Raw genomic sequence first — 21,657 nt, forward strand, 5'->3', positions numbered from 1 at the left:
TCCATTTAAATAAAGAGGTCTATTATGTCTGATATAAATAATGAAATTAAAGAGCACAACAATACCAATGAGCCCAGCAATATAGATGCAGCCCATTATGCTAATTATTCATTCGAGCAGGTTTATGAGGCGCTACATGAGACGCTCAGTTTAAGTGAAATTAATACGTTATATGCAAAAGCGACCAAACAGCGGGACAAGCAACAAGCTGCTAAGCGCAAATATTCTGTTCAAGGTAATCCACAATTACAACAGGCGGAGTCATTAGACATAACGCGCACCCGTTTGGCGCATGTCGAAGATCAAGCGGATGCCATGCTCTATAGCAATGATTACGTGCCCGAGCGGGATGGCGTGTATGTCAATGAAGGGGATGTCGCCTCGCGCTTCTCGCCTGCCGCCTATCTTACTGATTTGTATCGTGAGGCCCGGCCATTACACGCTGCATCTTCACTTTATCATATCGACAAGCGCCGCCCGGATATCGGCGAGTTGCTGTTAAATCAGGATAATCAGGATGATGAAGTATCTACCCTGATGCTATCCAATGAGATTCTGATCCGGGCCATCAAAGAGAAAACCGGCAGGGCAGATATTGATAATACCCTTGAAGAATGTAACCTGCCTTACGACGCTAAATTTGAAAAGTGGCAACAAATCCTCGCCGCGCGGAAAACTACCGCTGCCGAGTTGTGGCCAGAAGAAGCTGACAGGGAAGCCGTGGTATGCCTAGGTCTAGGAATTTCATTTTCCTGCTATCAACAACTCACGGCCCCCGTTAAACTTGAGAATGTCCCCACCTCACCAACCGAAATAGCGGTGTACTACGCACTGCCGCTGACGGTCGTTAACGAAACAATACGCCTGCTGGCTGCAGAAAAAGATAAGGATACCTACCCAACTGCACTGCACCGGCTATTTTTACTGTATAAAGCCACCCATCTCTCGCCACAGACCTTGGTAGGTTTTGTCCTTAAAGCTAAGGACATGAATAATAGCAGCTTGGCGCAACTACACTTAATTAAAATCTGGCAGCAGCGCTATAATCTCTCGGAGCAAGATGCACTCGCCATCAGCAAAGTAGATTGGAACAATCCTGAACGCGTAGATCCAAATGTTGCGATAGTCGCGCAATGCCTCCAGTTAGATCCTCAAGATTTTGTTACGTTAATCAATGAGTATGAAACCAGCTATAGGGCGCGCTACTCTTCGCGACTCGAACGTATTTTTCGCATTACCCAGCAACTTAAACAAAGCAACCTGAACCTCAGTGATTTACTAAAAATAGATGTTAAGAATAAAGCTAGCCTGCGCGCTGAAACCAAACATTGGGTGATTCAACTGCAACAACATGAATCAGATGAATCCCCCATGGCTAGCGTATTGGCAACAGAATTTGGCTTAACGATTGAGGTGGCAAACAACCTATTACAGTGGTGGAAAAAGGGTGAGCAAGGAAGGAATCTCGAGAAGATATGGTCAGATACCACTACAATCTGGTCAGAGGGTAAAAATCTGGATATCTCTAAATACTTCTACATACCCAGCAATATAGAACTTTTCTACCGTCAGTTAGCACGATTGACCAGGATTTATAAAATACTGCAATTGTCTGATCAAGAAATGGAACTATTGCTGGCAGCTGATTTCAAGTCCAGATTTACAATTGATACTGAGCTTAACAACGTTAGTACAATAATAGAACTGATGGAGTTCCAACATTGGGTTAGGAGCCTGAATGCGGAACAAGCTGATGTTCTGTTTACTGAGTTAAAAGCGGGCACGCTGAACCTGCAAAAACTAGCAATCCTCATCGGGGAGCCAGCCGACAGCTTTAATTATCTTCAATACTCTGTTGAGGCCTATAAGCCCGACAATGCCAACATCACAGGTTATCTGCCCCAATACAATGACGCTTATAAGCCTGGCGCTAATATCGTTAATTTTTATGATATTCAAGAAGTACTACACTGGCAGCAAGCAGCAAAAATCCTGCAAGTACCTGTCCCACTGAACCTGCCACTGTATGATCGCATTCATACATTTAGCGCATCAATTGATTATTTAACTTCGCTGTTTGATGCGGCATTTGAAAAACTACCCACCGCTGAACAAGCCACGATTGAAGCCACATTAGTTGAGAAGCAGGGTGTTGCACTAACCCATTATTATCTAAACAAAATCGCCGACCAGAGCCTCCAATTACAGACCCGCGATGACCTCTATGGCTACTTGCTGATTGATAATCAGGTCAGCATGAAAATAAAAACCGGCCGTATTGCCGAAGCCTGTGCCAGCCTCCAGTTATATATTAATCGCTGTTATTATCAGGCCCAACTAGAACCAACAGTCAATAAATTGATTTTCACCCGCGCTTTATTCACTCACTGGGAAGCCACTAACAAACGCTACAGTTCCTGGGCCGGGACCCAACAACTGACCTACTTCCCGGAAAACTATATTGATCCGGCCCTGCGCATCGGCCAGACCAGCATGATGGATACCCTACTTCAATCCATTAATCAGGGGCAACTCACCGCCGACACCGTGGAAGACGCGTTCAAAACCTACCTGACCGAATTTGAAGAGATAGCCAATCTATCGGTTATCAGTGGCTACCACGATGACATCAGTATCGATAACGGACTGACCTACTTTATTGGCGAGAGCCTCGCCTCCCCGCCGAGTTATTACTGGCGTACCGTCGACCATGCTCAGTTCAGTGAGGGAAAATTCCCAGCCTCCGCCTGGAGTGAGTGGAAGAAAATCAGCTGCTCGGCCATGCCGTATAACCAGCTCATTCGCCCGGTTCGCTTTAATTCTCGGCTACATTTGCTGTGGCTGGAGCGGCACGAAGACACCCGCAACCGAAAAAGTGAAGACGGTGAAAAATGGCTGTATGAACTGAAGCTATCTCACTTGCGCTACAACGGCAGTTGGAGTACGCCGTTCACCTTTGCGATAGCCGAAGATAAACCGCTAGCTGAGGTGAATCTGGGAGGGCTGCACTGCACAGTTTTGGATTCTCCGGCCAAAATATACGTCAGTCTGTACCCAAAAAAGGATCGTTACGATAACGCTTCTATAGCCAAGGACGTACAGACTTGGGTTATTGATCAGATGATGAATGAAGCCGTTCTCTTAACTAATAAGCCCAATTGGATCCAGGGTGTTCAAAATGAATTTGATACCAACACCGAGCGCCGAATCAGTAACCTCTATAGTGGGGAAACCAAGTTTTTCGTTCCTAATGTTACTGTTGGAGAAGCCCAGAAAACGTCAGGCACAGAGGGGGCGCATATCGACGTTGCTTCTAATGGTTTCACTAACCTGAAAATCGTTTCTCAGACAGATAGCAATATAACATTACAACTCAGACCCCCGCGAGTCATGGTAAAAGCCCCCAATATTCCGGCAAAGGGAATAGATTATTCTTTACTGCAAAAAGTGTATAACGAGCATGGCGTGAGTAAACCCTATATCGTCTATACCGGAAAGGTCGATAGAGGCATAGATAAATCCAAACTAAGAGATGATTATCAATGCTATATCTGTGTCATCGTCGTACATCTTACAGAGCATCAATTTAAAGCATATACCAGCGTTAGAACATACATCGGAATGTGGAAGAGGTTGGTTGAACTTTCGTCTGAAAAGAAACCCCGTGCTAATAGCTCTTTCAGTGGAGTTCTTAAAGGCAAAATGCTCAGGTTCCCCAATAATATAAACGTCGCAGTTCCTTTGCCGGGCACGGAACCCCAAGAACAATCACATACTTTTACCCATAGCTCGATAGAGTCACTGTATACCCCGTTCAAGCATAAAATGGTTGAGACTGGCATTGATGATCAACATAGCTATTTGGTTCACATCCCCAACGAACTGACGATAACCGACGATCCAATAGCAACGAACGTGGTTGCTAGCTATAAATTATCCCACCGTCTTGATGGGCCTATTAAGTCAGACATGGATATTAATGATCTCATCGAGGGATATAAAGACTGGAATGAGCCTATTACACTGACAATACCGCTTGGTAAAATTCCGCCCACTGCGATTAATCTCAAATATAAGTGCGACTCTGCCGGACATTCCTTCGGTTCAGTGGAACAAACCATCCCTGTTAGTGTTATCCCCAAGTCCTCAGAAAACTATCTGGCGCTAAAAACCAATGATGCACAGGCCCAATATCTGCAATGGGATAAAACGAAAATGCATCAGGCACGCCTCAACACTCTGTTTGCCAAGGAATTGATGCGCCGGGCTGATGCCGGGATCCAGACTATCCTCAGCCACGATACCCAAATGATCAGCGAACCCAACTTGGGGACAGGTAATGACCAGCCAATGGACTTCGCTGGGGCCAATGCCCTCTATTTCTGGGAGCTGTTCTACTACACCCCAATGCTGGTAATGCAGCGCCTGCTACAGGAACAAAACTTTGATTTAGCCACCCAGTGGCTAAGCTATGTCTTTAACCCCGCCCAGTCCGAACCCTGGAAGACCCGCCCGCTACGGGAAGACACCGCCTGGAATGATATTCCACAGGATGCGACTAACCCCGACGCGGTCGCCCAAGCAGACCCTATGCATTATAAACTCAGCACCTTTATGCGCATGCTGGATCTGTTGCTGGCCCGTGGCGACCATGCTTACCGCCAACGCCAGCGCGATACACTGGCTGAGGCCAAAATGTGGTATATCCAGGCCAGCGCCTTGTTGGGCGAGGAACCGGCACCAGCGGATCATGCAATCCCGTGGGCTGATGTCTCACTCAATGACAGTGCCGCCGCACAAACCTCACTGTTCAAACCACAACAGAATACCAAGCTGCATAGCTATCGCCAGACCCTGAAATCTCGCTTGTATAACCTGCGCCATAACCTTTCCATTGACGGTCAGCCCATGGATCTGCCGCTGTTTGCCAAGCCGGATGACCCGAAAAAACTGTTGGATTCAGCTTCATCGTCGTCTAAGGGAGGAGTCAAATTACCAGCGGGCCTAAGTATCGGCTTACAACGCTTCCCTGTGGGGCTGGAAAACGCCAAAAGTATGGTCAGCCAGCTCAGCCAATTCGGTAACAGCTTAGCCAACGTGATTGAACGTCAGGATGCCGAAAAAATGGCATCACTGCTGCAAACACAAGGGAAAGAATTGCTGATACAAAGTGTAGCGATGCAAAAGAACAATTTGGAGGAGCTGCATCATGAAGCCCTCGGATTGAGCGCGGCACTGACCGGGGCGACGCAGCGTTATGAACATTATAAAAACCTTTATGAGGAAAATATCAATGCCGGTGAAAACACGGCAATAACCCTACGGGCGACCGCTGGGTATGTCGGCACCAGCACCACCGCCCTGCATATGACGGCTGCGGCACTGGATATGGTGCCCAATATTTACGGCATGGCTGTCGGCGGGGCGCGTTATGGGGCGATTGCCAACTCCATTGCCATCGGTTCCAGTATTGCGTCATCAGTGGCGTCTCTCGCCGCAGATGGGATAAACACCAATGAGATGTACCGCCGCCGCCGTCAGGAATGGGGCATTTACCGTGATAATGCTCAGGCAGAAGTCGAACAACTCACCACCCAGCAAGCTGCACAGAAAGTCCGTGAAACGGCCGCCAAGTTGCAGGTGACTTATCTGGAAACTCAGCAAAAACAGCATCAAGCTCAGTGGGAACTGATGACCAGTAAGTTCAGTAATCAGGCTTTGTATAACTGGATGCGGGGTCATTTATCCGCCTTGTACTTCCAGTTCTACGATCTGGCAATTTCCCGCTGTATCCGCGTGCAATATGGCTACCAGTGGGAAACCCTCGATAAAAACTCATTTATCAAACCGGGGGCTTGGCAGGGAACCTATGCAGGCCTGCTGTGTGCAGAAGCCCTGATGGTCAATCTGGCCACCATGGAAGAGGCTTACCAAAAATGGGAGGAACGGGCGCTGGAGGTAGAGCGGACTGTTTCACTGGCAGAGCTATATAGCGAGATCTATAACGAGGCCTATAAAAAAGCCTCTGGCAAGGACTTTAGCCTGCAAGAGCGAGTGGCGTCGCTCTTGGATCGCACCGCAATAGATTTAGCGGGATCGGGTAAAAATACTCTCGAACTGGATAAGAACCAACTTGAGGCCAGCTTCTCCCTGGCAGGCCTGAAATTGGGTGATGATTATCCGGCATCCATGAAGCTTGGTAAAAAACGCCGCATTAAACAGATTAGTGTTTCCCTGCCTGCGCTGTTAGGCCCTTATCAAGATGTTCAGGCCGTTTTAAGCTATACCGGCGATAAAATCGGCTTTGCTAAAGGCTGTGATGCCATCGCGGTATCACGCGGCATGAATGACAGCGGCCAGTTCCAACTGGACTTCAACGACAGTAAATATCTTCCCTTTGAAGGGCTTGATATTAATGACGATGGCGCATTGAAACTGCGTTTCCCGAATGCGACTGGCAAACAAAAAGATCTACTGCAAAGCCTGAGCGACATTATTTTGCATATTCGCTACACCATTCGTTCCTAAAACGCAGTTACTTACTTAAACCCAACAGGCCTCCATACGGGGGCCTGACAGGAGTCCATTATGGAAAACAATAATCAGCGAGTGGGTGTAGCGCCATTATCGCTCCCTAAAGGGGGCGGCGCTATTACAGGAATGGGTGAATCGCTGGGCGCCATTGGCCCAACGGGGCTGGCAGGTTTAACCATACCTCTGCCGATTTCTGCTGGCCGTGGCTATGCGCCGGGGTTGGCACTGAGTTACAGCAGCGGCGGTGGCAACAGTGCTTTTGGGCTAGGTTGGCAAATGGGCACCCTCTCCATTCGCCGTCGTACTGCTAATGGGGTACCCCGCTATGATAGCCGTGATGAATTTATCGGCCCCAGTGGTGAGGTACTGATCGCGGTCTCTGCGGGCAAAGAACCCTCAAAAGATGCCCGCTATTCATCAGCCGACTTTACCGTGACCCGCTATCAACCGCGCATTGAAGGCGGATTCGATCGCATTGAATTTTGGCAGCCTCAAAACTTAACATCCGGCCAGACCGCATTTTGGTTAATTTACAGCGCAGATGGTCAGCAGCATTGTTTGGGGAAATCCCCACAGGCACATATCGCCGCCCCGGATAACCCCCACCATATTGCCGAATGGTTATTGGAAGAATCAGTTTCACCGACTGGTGAACATATTTGCTATGACTATCAACGCGAAGATGATAGCAGCATTGATACAGCAGAAAGCACCGCCCACCCGCACGCCAGCACACAGTGCTATTTACAGCAAGTGCGCTACGGCAATCTGACCGCCAGCGAAACGCTGTATGCTTTCAAAAAACCGGCCGCCAAGGAGAATAACTGGTTATTTACGCTGGTATTTGATTATGGCGAACGCGCTAATAGCTTGTCGGTGGTGCCGCCATTAACTACCACAAATAGCTGGCCATGCCGCCAAGACTCGTTTTCACGCTATGAAACCGGTTTTGAAATCCGCACCCGCCGCTTGTGTCGGCAAGTATTAATGTTCCATAACTTGCGATTATTATCCGGTGATCAAAATGAGAGTGAGGCCACGCTGGTCGCCCGGCTGCGCTTGAATTATCTGGCCAGCCCCTATGCCAGCCAGCTAGTCAGTTGCCAGCAAATCGCCCATGAGAAAGACGGCACCGCGCTATCAATGCCCCCATTGGAATTTGATTATCAGCAGTTTGAACCCAAAACTGAAGAAAGCTGGCAGGCGATGCCAGAATGGGACAAGTTTAACCCCTATTATCAGCTAGTTGACCTGCACGGCGAGGGACTGCCGGGCATGTTATATCAAGACAGCGGCAGTTGGCGCTATCACCCGCCGGTGCGGCAAGCCGAGAGTGAAAATGGCGTCAGTTACGGTGCTGCGCAAATCTTGCCGCAAATCCCGACCTTGCGCGATAGCGCCAGTTTGATGGATATCAATGGCGATGGTCGGCTGGATTGGGTTATCAGCCAATCAGGGCTGGCCGGTTATTACAGCCGCAACCCGGATGAAAGCTGGACACAATTTACTCCGCTGTCGGCTTTGCCAGCCGAATACTTCCACCCGCAAGCACAACTGGCTGATTTAATTGGCGATGGGATCTCGGACTTAGCATTAATCGGGCCGAAAAGTGTGCGCCTGTATGCAAACCAGCGCGACGGTTTTGCCGCCGCTAAACAGGTTTATCAAGACCCCGCGATTGCCCTGCCTATCCCTGGGGCCAGTGACGCAGAGTTAGTGGCTTTCAGCGATCCACTGGGCAGTGGGCAGCAACATCTGATGCGAGTACGCCATAATAGTGTGACCTGCTGGCCGAATTTGGGTCATGGCTATTTTGGCAAACCCATCACGCTGAGCGGCTTCAGCCAGCCCGTGACCAGTTTTAACCCACAGCAAGTTTGGTTAGCGGACATCGACGGCTCCGGTACGGCGGATTTAATTTACGCCAATAGCGACCATTTGCTGATTTATCGCAATCAAAGCGGCAATGCTTTTTCCGAGCCACTGAAATTGCCGTTGCCCCATGGCGTTCGCTACGATAATACCTGCCAACTGACTCTGGCGGATGTGCAAGGTTTAGGAGTGACCAGCCTATTGCTGAGTGTGCCGCATATGGCAAGCCGCCATTGGCGCTATGATTTTGTCACCGCTAAGCCGTATCTGTTATGCACAGTGAATAACAATATGGGCGCTGAAAGCCGCCTGTGTTACCGCAGTTCGGCCCAATTCTGGTTGGATGAAAAAGCCGCTGCCGCCGCACAAGGCCATAAAATCGCCTGTGGCCTGCCTTTCCCGCTGCATATCTTGGCGCAAACCACACAATTTGATGAAATCACACAAAACAGCTTGAGCCAGCAAGCTCATTATTATCATGGTTTTTATGATGGTGTAGAGCGCGAGTTCCGCGGTTTTGGCCGGGTGGATACACTGGATACCCATGCAGATGCCCACGGATCCGCCACCGAACGCACCGCGCCATCTCTTAGCCGCAGTTGGTTCCACACCGGCCGTGCTGACGATGAAAACCGCTATCAAACAGAGTATTGGCAAGGAGATAAACAAGCTTATCAATTGAATCAAACTCGCCTGAGCTTATTCAACTCACAGACGGTCAGTGATGACTTACTAACAGAAGCCACTTCGCGGCAGCATTATTGGTTGCATCGGGCTTTGAAAGGTAGCCTGCTGCGCAGCGAACTGTATGGCCTGGATAATCATGGTCTGGAAAACCTACCTTACACCACCAGTAGCACTCGCTATCAAGTGCGGCAGATACAGATAAGTGATAACGCCCTGATAGTCATGCCGATGTCACTAGAACAGCTTGATTACCACTACGAACGAATTGCGCAAGACCCCCAATGTAGCCAGCAAATTGTATTGCGTTGCAATGAATATGGGCATGCTCTGGATACGACTGCCATTAATTACCCGCGTCGTGCTCAGGATAGTGTTTCCCCTTATTCCTGGCTGGCTACCGACCATTGGGCCAGCAGTTATGACGAGCAGCAACTGCTATTGCGCATCACCGAAAGCCAACAGTCTTACCAGCACATTGTTGAAGACGCTGCCTTGCTGCTGGGTCTGCCATGGCAACAACGCGTTGATATACTGACCTATGCTGCTGATGCGGTGCCAGCCAATGGCCTGAGCTACGAAATCCTCACCGATAAAGAAAACTCACTCGGTACCCCGCTTGAGCAGGTCTATGCAGGTCAAAGTGAAGTGTTTTATCACTCACAATATCGGCTGCAAGCTTTGGTTATCGCCAGTGAAAGTGCGGAATTTGATGATAATTCACTCACAGCATTAGCAGAAATGTTCCCTAACGCCAAACAGCGCGATGAGCAACTACAAGCGGCGGGTTATACCTCAGCGCCACGCCTTTTTGCTCGTAAAGATGAAACCGATGTCTGGGTGGCTCGCCGTGGGCTAACTGAATATTTTGATGCTAAAAAATTCTATCGCATTGAAAAACAACGCAGTTCAGCTTTAATCGGCTATACCAACATACAGTGGGATAACACCCTTTGCGCAATAACTGGAATAATACTGGCCGATGGCAGCCGCACCAAGGCTGACTATGACTACCGTTTTATCACTCCTTATCAACTCACCGATATTAACAATAACCAGCATTACGTCGAATTCGATGCTTTTGGTCGGGTGACGTCTTCACGATTCTGGGGAACCGAACTCAGTGAGGGCAAAGTGGTGGAAAGTGGCTTTAGCCAGCCGTCAGTGAAACTTTTTACCGCCCCCATCAGCATTGATGAGGCAATCAAAATGGAGTCTGAGGTGCTGCCCGTTGCTCAATTCTCTGTTTATCAGCCATTTAGCTGGATGATAAAACCATTAAGCCAGGATGTTGATGATTGGCTCGATTATTTGAAAGAAACGCAAGAGTTTGTACTGAAAAATCCAGACCTCCAAGAATCCCAAGCATACCAAGGATGGGCAACAGAACCACCATTAACACGAGAAATGTTAATCCAACATCAATTCATCACCGAGGACGGTTATCTCTTCACCCTGGGTTCGCGCCGTTGGCAACAACGGAGTAAATACCCATTAAGTAAAACACTAGCTATAAGGATATCCGAGCCATTATTTATCCCCCCTCATGCCATGACCGTAGTGACTGATCGCTACGACAATGATGTTGAAAAACAACAGCATCATCAAGCTATTGTTTTCAGTGATGGTTTTGGCCGCACACTGCAATCGGCACAAAGAGTCGAGGAGGGGCAAGCTTACTTTCGTGAAGAGAACGGCAAGCTGGAGTCCAATAATGACGGGCTAATCGTTAGCTTCACCGAGCAGCGCTGGGCCGTTTCCGGCCGGGTCGAGTATGACAACAAAGGGCTGGCGGTACGTGCTTATCAGCCTTACTTCCTCAATGACTGGCGCTATATCAGTGATGACAGCGCCCGCAAGGATACTTATGCCGACACCCATGTTTATGACCCGCTAGGCCGTGAAATTAAAGTGATTACTGCCAAAGGCTATATTCGCCGGGCACAGTATTTCCCATGGTTTGTTATCAGTGAGGATGAAAACGATACCGCCACAGAGGTCAGTGAAAATCTGCGTTAACACCTAAGTCATTAATCCTGACCGGCCTATTGTGAGGTCAGGCTCACTAATGACCAACAAGGATAGGTAAGCAAAATGCAGGCTTTGGTTCCCGGCGACAATCTTGTCATCACCTGGTTAATTATCGGCGCGCTTTCTGCCTGGGGAGGCTTAGTTCGTTACATCCTGGATAAAAATAATGAGGAGGACGAATGGAGTTGGGCGGCCGTCATAAGTCAGGTCATTGTTTCCGGGTTTACTGGGTTAATTGGCGGTTTGATCTCGTTTGAGGGTGGGATCAGCCGTTACATGACCTTTGCCATTGCCGGCCTGTTCGGTGCGATGGGCAGTTCTGCACTGCAATATTTATGGCACCGTTTTTTTGGTCAAGAAATTCCCCCTAAACAGTAGAGGTCACTATGGATAATGATATCTCGCAGTTTCGCTTTGGTCAGATTAGCGAACATAACTTACGCCACGTGCACCCAGATTTGGTGCTGATCGTGCGCCGCGCCCTAACACTTTCCACTGTCGATTTTCGCGTTATCGAAGGCGTACGCACCCCTGAACGCCAGCGACAATTGGTCAAAAATGGCCGCAGTAAAACTCTCAATAGCCGCCATTTAACCGGTCATGCAGTGGATTTAGCCCCGCTGATTAACAACCAAATCCCGTGGGATAACTGGCGTGCCTTTGAGTTAGTGTCAAAAGCGATGAAACAAGCGGCAAAAGAGATGGAATTGCCACTGCAATGGGGCGGTGATTGGAAAACTTTTAAAGACGGGCCGCATTTTGAACTACCGAGAGAGGTCTACCCATGATCAACCTGCGCCTATTATCTGCACTGGGTAAAACAGTGCTATCACTGGCGGTGGTTGCCGTCGCTATTTGGCTGGTACAAACCGCGCGGGAACTGGACGAACTCACTCGGGAGAATATGGAGCTAAACATGCAAATAGTACGGCTAGGTGATGTCAATAAAAGACTTAATATTCAAATGTTAACCACCACCATCCAACTGCAAAAAGTTCAGGAACAGGAGCGCATTGCAGGGGAGAAAAGCAATGAATTGCAAAAACAGTTGCGTTCGGCCCAAAAAGACAACCCTGGGGCTGATGCGCCGGTGCCTACTGGTGTTATCCGCAATACGTCGAACTGACTCCCCTGGCGCTGACCCGAAGCAATACCCGCCGTGAGTCTGCATTAGTTTTTCTACAACAGTAAAAACAATGAATTAAGGAGTTTCATGATGTCTACGATCTTAGCAAGCCCGCTATACCAATACACCCCCACTATCGCCATCAGCGATAACCGGGGCCTTGCCATCCGCGTACTGGCTTATAACCGCACCCATGCCAGTGATGCACCCGATGAGCTGATCAGCCGTAATCACTACAATGTGCTGGGGCAATTGATTGCCAGCCGTGATGCGCGCCTTGAAATCGATAACTTCCGCTATCAGTATAATCTTGCCGGAGCCGCGCTGTGCACTGAGGGCGTTGATAATGGTCAAACAGCCCAACTCACTGATATTGAAGGCCGCCCAGTGGTGAATGTGGATGCCAAAGGCACCCGCAGTTGGATGAACTATGAACCCGAACTCGGCCGCCCACTGGAGCACCATCAGCAAGCCAAAGAGGGCCTGAAAACTATCACCGACCGCTTCTTTTATGCTGAGAATAGTCCAGAATATCAATCTGCTAACCTTAACGGCCAGTGTCTTCGCCATTATGATACTGCCGGATTGCAGGAAATCCTTAGCCTGTCTATCACTGGGGTGCCGCTACAGCAACAGCGCCAATTGCTCACTGACACTCTTGGGCCAGTGGACTGGTTTGGCGACGAAAAAAGCTGGGCCGACCGCCTCAGCCGGGAGTCTTTTGTCACCCACTGCACTACAGATGCCCTCGGCCAGCCCATCACCCAGACTGATGCCAAAGGCCACCATCAGCGCATGGCCTATAACCGCGCCGGGCAGTTAATCGGCAGTTGGCTGACTGTGAACGGCGGCAGCGAGCAAGTGATTGTCCAGTCCCTGACCTACTCCGCCGCCGGACAAAAACTGCGGGAAGAAAGTGGCAATGGCGTGGTGACGGAATATCGCTATGAAGCTGAAACTCAACGGCTTATCGGCATCAAAACTGCTCGTCCGGCACTGAAAGACCGGCCAACCCTGCTGCAAGACCTACGCTACGATTATGATCCGGTCGGCAATATTCTCGCCATCCATAATGATGCTGAAGCCACCCGCTTCTACCGCAATCAAAAAATCGTGCCGGAAACCACTTACCGCTATGATGCTTTGTATCAGTTGATTGAGGCCACGGGTCGCGAATCTGACAGCAACGGCGCGCAAAGTGCCAAACTTCCTGCCTTAAGCTCACTCACTGACGGCAATCAATATGTCAATTACACCCGCCGTTATTCCTATGACCGTGCCGGTAACTTGCTGAAAATTCAGCATATCGGGGCTAGTCAGTACAGCACAAACATCACGGTATCGGATGCCAGCAATCACGGCATTCAGCAGCAGGATGGGTTAACCGCCGCCGATATTCGCAGTCAGTTTGATGCCGCCGGTAATCAGCAGCAATTACAGCCCGGTCAGCCGCTACAATGGGATGCGCGTCATCAGTTGCAGCAGGTCACCACCGTCAAGCGCAGCGCTGAAAACCCGTTCAATGATGACGATGAAAACTATCTGTATGCCAGTGATGGTATGCGGGTGGTTAAGCAAAGTATTCAGCACGCCAATAACGCCCGCCAAACCACCAAAGTGACTTACTTACCGGGGCTGGAACTGCGCAGCCAGCATAATGGCGATAAACTTATTGAGGATTTTCAGGTTATTACCGTCGGCGCTGCCGGTCGGGCGCAGGTGCGGGTATTACATTGGGAACACGGCAAGCCAGATGAAATTGCTAATAATCAATTGCGCTACAGTTTTGATAATCAGATTGGCTCCAGTTTATTAGAGCTGGATGCTCATGGCGATATTATCAGCCAGGAAGAATATTACCCATTCGGCGGCACCGCCGTATTTGCATCCCGCAATACAGTGGAGGCCAAATATAAAACCGTGCGCTATTCCGGCAAAGAGCGCGATGCCACCGGCCTGTATTATTACGGTTTGCGTTATTATCTGCCGTGGCTGGGTAGGTGGTTAAGTAGCGATCCGGCAGGGACAGTTGATGGGTTAAATTTATATCGCATGGTCAGGAATAATCCGGTGCGCTATGTTGACCTAAATGGCCTTGCTCCTAAGCAACTGGACAACAACGCTCCCCCTTCCGGAAGGGAAGGATATCTATATATCCCCTTCATTTCACGCGATATGGTGGCAATGGCGGTTGGTATTAATATTCGTAGATATATGAAAGGGAAAACACTTTACCCAGTGATTACGGCAGGAGAAAGTAATCTTTCAGACATTAAGAAACTGTCTGAGGAGCTTTACAGTGAGCATGCAAAGAACAGGGAGGATGCGGTAGATTTATATAATAAAGCCAACGAATTTGATGTGGAAGGAGCCACGCCAGAAATAAAGCAAAAGCTTGAAACTTTATACAATAAAAGTACAGCGGCAATGACACTGAATTCGCGTACAGGGCCTGTTTTAAAAAACACGGTATACATCAGTAATATTGAAAGTGGAGGTCCTCATACACTCAGTACCCTATCTCCCGGTAAACATAAACTCTATGTGCTGGGGCATGGTAGCCCTGCTGGCGACGATATTTCCGCAGATATTAACGGCGAATCTGGTTCATTGACGTCTAAACAAATAGTCGACTTACTGGCGTCAGAAGGGTTACCTAAAAAGTTTGATGATATCCGTTTTAATGCTTGCTTTGGCGCAGATACAGTAGAGCCAGAGAGTTTTGACAATGAAGTACTGGACAAAAGTGCGGGATTTAAAAAACGTAATTGGTTACAGCAATTAGGTTTCAAAAAATCATTTGCACAAAAAGTCAGTGAGGAACTATTCAATAGAGGATTCGCCGGTATTGTAAAAGCCTACCATGGCTTGGGAGATATATATAGTCTGGAAGGAGAGCATACCCGGAGAATTAAGATGAACAATAAACCTGACCAGGTTACCAGAGGAAAGATGGTTCGTCGCACATTTGTCTCGGTGTAATCTGCTCACCATTAAGTGTAAATCCTGAGGCTCTGTCGCAAATATGGCGCAGGAACTAGGATTTGAAAAGCCATAAATATCTCCTTTGGTTATATAACATCATAGTAATCCGCCAGAGACATCTTTAAAAGAGCCATTAAAAGCACCTTAATGGCTCAATCTAAAACCTTACGCCGTCCCACCCACCGTCAGATTATCCAGCTTCAAAGTCGGTTGGCCGACACCGACGGGTAAGCTTTGGCCCTCTTTGCCGCAAACGCCAACACCTTTATCCAGCGCCAGATCGTTACCGACCATGGAAATTTGTTGCATCGCTTCAATACCGGAGCCAATCAAGGTTGCACCTTTCACCGCGTGGGTGATTTTGCCTTTCTCAATTAAGTAAGCTTCAGAAGTTGAGAACACAAACTTGCCGGAGGTGATATCCACCTGACCACCACCAAAGTTAGGCGCATACAGGCCATATTCCACACTGGCGATGATCTCTTCCGGTGTCGATTTGCCCGCCAGCATATAAGTATTGGTCATGCGCGGCATCGGCAAATGGGCATAGGATTCACGGCGGCCATTACCGGTCGGCGCAACCCCCATCAGACGGGCATTCAGTTTATCCTGCATGTAACCTTTCAGAATACCGTTTTCAATCAGTACGTTGTACTGGCCCGGCACCCCTTCATCGTCGATGGCCAGTGAGCCACGGCGACCTTGCATCGTGCCATCGTCCACCACGGTACAGAGTTCTGAAGCCACCAATTTACCCATTTGGCCGCTGAATACGGAGCTGCCACGGCGGTTAAAATCGCCTTCCAACCCGTGACCAACCGCCTCATGCAGCAGCACGCCCGGCCAGCCTGCGCCTAATACTACCGGCATAGCACCGGCCGGAGCGGCAACGGCGGACAAATTAACCAATGCCATTCTGACCGCTTCATTAGCAAAATTATCAGCCCGCACTTCGCCATCGACGGTTTCCAGGAAGTAGTCATAGCCGAAACGGCCACCGCCACCGCTGGCACCGCGTTCGCGTTTGCCATTATCTTCCACCAATACACTGACGGACAGCCGCACCAGTGGGCGCACATCCGCCGCTAATGTGCCGTCGGTGGCAGCCACCAGAATTTGTTCATACACACCGGTCAGACTGGCGCTCACTTCTTGCACGCGTTTATCTGCAGCACGCGCCACTTTATCGACGCGATGTAGCAAGGCGATTTTGTCTTCCCGTGACAAGCTTTGTAGCGGGTCGAGCAGCGGATAAAGTGCTTGATGGCGAATCTCGCCTAAGGTATGCACTTTGCCGTTGCCGGTATCGCGCACGATACTGCGCGCCGCATGGGCACTTTGCTGTAAAGCATTCAGGGTGATTTGATCGGCATAGGCAAAACCGGTTTTTTCACCGCTGACCGCTCGCACGCCGACACCCTGATCAATATTGTAAGAGCCATCTTTGATGATGCTGTCTTCCAACACCCAGGCCTCGTGGTAGCTGGACTGGAAATACAGGTCAGCATAATCGAGGCGGCGTTCAGCCAACTGCCCCAATACTGAGAACAAGTCCTGATGGTTCAGCTTGTTAGCAGCGAGTAACTGCTCACTGACAAACGAGAGGCTCATAGTTTTCACTCTTTATTTAGATGATTATCATGAATTAGATGATAGTTTATGCGACTGCGGCACCAGCGGCGGTAGGAAGCGATTATGCTGCAATACCGGCATCTGATTACGAATAGTTTCTAAGCCTTTAGTGTCAATTTTGACTTTTAAGGCAGCCACCGCATCTGGGTTTTGGGCTAATATTTTCCCCCAAGCATCGACTGCCATGGTGTGACCCCAAGTACGGCGGGTTGCGCCATGACGCCCGACCTGTGCGGCGGCCAGTATCACACACTGGTTTTCAATCGCCCGTGCGCGCAATAAAATTTCCCAGTGGGCCTCACCGGTCATTTTGGTAAAGGCCGATGGGACTGAAATAATCTCAGCCCCCTGCGCCCGTAGAGCTTGGAACAAGCCGGGGAAGCGCAAATCATAGCAAACCGTCATACCCAAGCGGCCTACCGGCGTATCCACCACGGTCAGTTGTTGCCCCGGCTGATAGGTATCCGACTCACGATAGCGGCCATGGGCGTCGTTTATATCCACATCAAACATATGGATTTTGTCATAGCGGGCTTTCAGCTCGCCCTGATTATCAAACAGTAAGCTACTGGTGGTAATAAGCTCCGGTGACTCCCGGCTTATCATTGGCATTGAACCCACTTGAATCCAGACATCATATTTGCGCGCCATCTCACGGACTTCTTGCTGCAATGGCCCGTCATTATGCTGTTCAGCATGGTGTCGGTATGAGGCGGCATTGGCAAATAGCAATGCATTTTCCGGCGTCATAACCAGTTGAATACCTGAGTTTAACTGTTTGATCTGCTGCTCAATTTGAGCCAGATTGTCACGGGTATTTTCACCGCTGCATAACTGTAATAATGCAACATTGGCATTTTTCATGGCGCCTTACTCTCCTTTAGTTGGCGTAATACTTCATGGATGGTTGGTTGATCCAAACTACCGGTAATCTGGTAGCGAATCAGCGAAACCTTGCTCCATAACGGCCCTAAAATCTTCGAGGCCGCAAATACTGCTGCCCCGACCACCGGATTAATTGCAAAAGCAGTTGCAACACCGACAGTGGCGGAAATCTCTGGTGTAATAACGGCTTCCATGGCTATCTGGCGTTTTGCCAAATCGACATTACCACTCATGGCAATATCAGCCGCTAGCCCATCAACGACTAAATCATTAGTATGCATCACGCCATTTTTGATATTGGCGGTGCCGCGAATAGAATCAAACGCGAAGTCACGGCTAAACGTATCACTAAAATCTAGCTGGAGCTTACGCAATAGTGCGTCAAAACTGACCAGTCGCAATAGTTGGCCCGCACGCCCGCCACCAAGATCAGTCAGTAGCCCTCTACCCAATTTACCCTTTAATGTGCCATTGAGGGTATTTATCTGCGGTTGCCACGGAACCCCCTGCCAATTGACATCAGCATTGATATCAAACGAAGCATCTTTCATTGGCGTCATCAGGCCAAAGAACGAGATGGTTTCGTCGATTTTGGCCCCAGTCAGTGCCACATTGAGCTTGGTTTTATCACTGTCCCCCTCTTGTTGCCATTGCCCGGTAACTTTAGCCCGCCCATTGCCCGCCTCAATAAGGCCATTGGTCAGCGCCAGAATATTGCCTTTGGGGGTCAAATCCGCATTAACCCGCCCAACATTCTGCCCCAAAATCCAACAAGATTTACAACGTAACTGTAGGGCTGGCCAGTCATGGAACGAAATTTTACTGGGGCTTTGTGGCTCCTGCAATGCCGCTTGTGCCAGTGGGGTTTTCTCTGCACCTGCCGCCCATTGTGGGTTGTAATAAAGATAATCGAAGTTAGCATGCCATGGCCCAAATTCAGCCATGAGCAAACTTCCGTCCACTTCCTGACCTTTCGCCGTGACTTTGGTCCCGGCGGGCAACGGCTCTACCATTAAAGCCAGCTCGTGCCAAGTTTGCCCACCGATCAATAGCTGCGGGGTCTGCAATATCAGTCGCTTAGGGAGAATGATATTGGATTCGCCGCCTTTTAGGGTCGGTCGAGCGGATGAGGCAAGAGGCGCACTGACTGCCGCAAATTCAGACCCGAGCAAGGCCAGCCAGCCCTCACCATCAAGGCCAGGTAACTTGAGCACTAAACCTTTATCCTCCGGCAATGGCGGTATTTTTTTGCTATCTGTTTTCAAAATAGCGGCGGTCTGCCAGATTGCGCGAGCTAGCTCTACCTGCTGCTTTTCTATCAGCCATTGGCTATTAAAAACATTATTACCGCCCGCACTGCCAGACAAGGTAAAACTCTCCAGCCCACCAACCGCCTGTATTTGTAGCGGCAAAGATTGACCACTTGATTTATCTAGCGGTGACGGTAAGTGACTGCTCACTTTCTTGAGGTCAGCGGTGACATCAATCTTATAATCTGGTTTACCCTGTTTGGGTAATTGCACCGCAACTTTACCTTGCCAGTTGGCGCTGCCACTCAGCAATTTCGCTACATCGGCGGGTATACCTGGTAATTTAGCCGGTAACCAATCGCCGTGTAGCCCAACATTGACCAAAAAGTTTTTAGGCTGCTCTTTGGTAGTAAAATCAACAGTTAGCGGTTGCCCAAACCAGTTGGCTGATAAAATATCACTCTCAAGATTGCCATCATTGAAGCGGAATTTACCGCTGATATTCTCCAATTGGCTTTGCAGCGGCTTCACCAACAGGCTGTTATTTTTCAGTGTCACTTCACCGCTAGCATGTGTAATTCGGTTTTCTTCCAAGGGGATATCGAGATGTAAGCGCCCACTTACATTGCCCCCCACCTGCAATTCTTGCAGTGTTTCCGCCACTGAATCCTTCAAGGGCGTATCAATAAAGTAGTCATGGACGGCGTGCCCAGCACCTGCAACTTCAGCATCGACATACAGTTTTTCTTTCAGATAATCTGGAATGATTGCGCTGATATTACTGCCGGTAACCTTGCCCAGCATGGCGTGAGGCGCGTTCATCCACAGACCTTCATTGAGGAAATTGAGGTCAATAGCCAAATTGTCTAACGCCGGCCAATCGGGTTGGAACTGGAAAGTGGCGTTACGCAGCGGGACATAAACCTGGAACTGGCCTTCTTTATGTTTATAAGGGAAATCATGAGGATTACCGTTATAAATCAGTGTGGCATTATCCACTTGCCCACCCTGTAACGCCTCAGTCAGATAATCGGCCAGTTTCTCGCCCATTAACGTCACCGGGAAGTAGCGCCAAGCATCAGTAGCATCATACAGGCGGATACCACTCAGAATCTTGAGCCACGGCTGGCCAGTATTTGGCTGCATATAGTGGAAACTGCCATTGCCCCACAGTGATTTAGCCCGGACATCCAGCTTATCACTCCACAATTCCCAGCCTTTATCATCAACTTGCCAGTTCACTGCACCGCTAGCTTGACTCACCTCCAGTGGGGCGCGGAACATATTACCATAAGGTAATAGGCTGTTTTTTAAGTTGATATCCAGCCGCCCTTGCTCGGCAGAGCCACTGAGCGCACCGGCAAAATTATTCACCCCCGGCAACAGATCCCAATGCTGCCAACTGATATCGTGCCACTTGGCCTGAAAACGGGTCTTTGGCAGTTGGTTGATGGGAATATCCAATGCCAGCACATCGACGATCCCTTGGGGCTGTAAATCTGCTAAATGATTCATTAACTCAGGAGTAAAAAGTGACAAAGTGGGCAATATCGGCCCCACTCGCTCTAGCTGAATATTAGTGGCACGAATTCGTAACTCTTGAGATTGGTCTGGCCCAATAAACTGAGTATTTTCCGGCAACCACAGCGCAGATAGGTGCCCTTTTGGCCAAGGTTGGCCGTCAGTTTTGAGGCTCAATTCCGGCGCATCAATTTGCCAGCCATTACCATGGCGGCGGCCTTCCAGCACAAAATTATCCACCGCGAGTTGATGGGATTCGCCCCCCACTGTCCAATTGGCCTGCCCCTGATTGAGCAGCACATTGCCACTGTAGATTTCGCCACTTTTGATACTCAACCAGGCCGCCAGACTGAACTCGGCACTGTCTAACCCCGTATTATTATGCAGCCAACGGCTAATCCAAGGTTTCAAATCAATATTATCGGCCTGCATATAAACAGTGCCGTTGCTCAAAATCCCCTGATTATCATGCAGATCCATCCGCACCATCAGCACACCGTGCTGACCATTGATAGTCGACAGACTAATTTGCCCCTCAGCGCGATGCCGGCTTGGAGAGTTAAGCCAAGTCAGTTGTGGGATTTCTAATTCGGCGCGGGGGCCTGATGGGGTTAGGAATGAAATACGGCTGTTGCGCAGATCAAAATGATCTAGCTGGCGTAAGAAGATATCAGTGAGGGTGCTGGCTTCAAAGCTGCTGCCATTGTTTTGTTGCCGATCCAACGTGGTGTTGAGATCCAACTGCAACTGATAGAAAGTCATATCGCGGAATTGCCAGCGCCAATGCAGCAATGACTGCCATACATCAAGCGCCAGGGTCACCCGCTGCACCTGCCAATTGGCTTGCGGTAATTGAGCGCGAATATCACGTAATTCCAATGTCGGGCCAAAAGTTTCCCACGTCCCTTGCATGAACCCCACCTCCAGTGGAATTCCGCTAATAGACTGAACCTTGGTCACGATTTGCGCGCGATAGTCGTTGATAAGAGGCAGCATCATGCGTAGCCCACTGACCAACAGCGCCACCACCACAATTATTGTGGCGCCTGTCACAAACATTATCCGGGGCAGTCGCCTCACACTTCTCTCCTTGCCATCCGCTGCATGTGTGCAGCGGCTCCCGATAGAACCTATATA

At 49.4% G+C, this 21,657-nt stretch carries 9 protein-coding genes; 6 read left to right on the forward strand and 3 right to left on the reverse strand.

The features are described from left to right. Positions 1-24: 24 nt before the first annotated feature. The 6 genes from OP863_RS17750 to OP863_RS17775 all read left to right on the forward strand — a co-directional run bounded on the left by OP863_RS17750 (position 25) and on the right by OP863_RS17775 (position 15,229). Complete coding sequence (locus tag OP863_RS17750) at positions 25-6,528, forward strand: neuraminidase-like domain-containing protein (protein WP_265525673.1); 6,504 nt, start codon at positions 25-27, stop codon at positions 6,526-6,528. 60 nt (positions 6,529-6,588) lie between these two features. After that, entirely contained in the window at positions 6,589-11,109 is a 4,521-nt protein-coding gene (locus OP863_RS17755; protein WP_265525674.1) for a SpvB/TcaC N-terminal domain-containing protein, read from the forward strand. Positions 11,110-11,184: 75 nt separating this feature from the next. After that, complete coding sequence (locus tag OP863_RS17760; RefSeq protein ID WP_145588315.1) at positions 11,185-11,499, forward strand: phage holin family protein; 315 nt, start codon at positions 11,185-11,187, stop codon at positions 11,497-11,499. An 8-nt stretch (positions 11,500-11,507) separates the two neighbouring features. Continuing rightward, positions 11,508-11,909 (forward strand): M15 family metallopeptidase, encoded by a 402-nt coding sequence (locus OP863_RS17765; protein ID WP_145588317.1) that lies wholly within the window; start codon positions 11,508-11,510, stop codon positions 11,907-11,909. Then, entirely contained in the window at positions 11,906-12,247 is a 342-nt protein-coding gene (locus tag OP863_RS17770; RefSeq protein ID WP_145588318.1) for a DUF2570 domain-containing protein, read from the forward strand. The genes OP863_RS17765 and OP863_RS17770 overlap by 4 nt, the downstream gene beginning before the upstream one ends. Positions 12,248-12,337: 90 nt before the next feature. After that, complete coding sequence (locus OP863_RS17775) at positions 12,338-15,229, forward strand: RHS repeat domain-containing protein (RefSeq protein ID WP_265526291.1); 2,892 nt, start codon at positions 12,338-12,340, stop codon at positions 15,227-15,229. Positions 15,230-15,397: 168 nt separating this feature from the next. Here the strand turns inward: OP863_RS17775 and tldD are convergent, their stop codons facing one another. From tldD to yhdP, 3 genes are read right to left on the reverse strand one after another with little or no spacing between them, the layout of a single operon-like run. Then, positions 15,398-16,843: a metalloprotease TldD gene (gene tldD, locus OP863_RS17780; protein WP_145588320.1), complete on the reverse strand. Its 1,446-nt coding sequence runs from the start codon at positions 16,841-16,843 to the stop codon at positions 15,398-15,400. Between the two features lie 27 nt (positions 16,844-16,870). Next, positions 16,871-17,728: a deaminated glutathione amidase gene (nit1, locus tag OP863_RS17785; protein ID WP_265525675.1), complete on the reverse strand. Its 858-nt coding sequence runs from the start codon at positions 17,726-17,728 to the stop codon at positions 16,871-16,873. Continuing rightward, positions 17,725-21,600, reverse strand: a complete 3,876-nt coding sequence (gene yhdP / locus OP863_RS17790; RefSeq protein WP_145588322.1) for an AsmA2 domain-containing protein YhdP — start codon at positions 21,598-21,600, stop codon at positions 17,725-17,727. Before yhdP ends, nit1 begins: the two co-directional genes overlap by 4 nt. Between the last annotated feature and the right edge of the window lie 57 nt (positions 21,601-21,657).

This window comes from Yersinia sp. SCPM-O-B-9106 (C-191) (genome assembly GCF_026183365.1).
Lineage (GTDB): Bacteria > Pseudomonadota > Gammaproteobacteria > Enterobacterales > Enterobacteriaceae > Yersinia > Yersinia rochesterensis.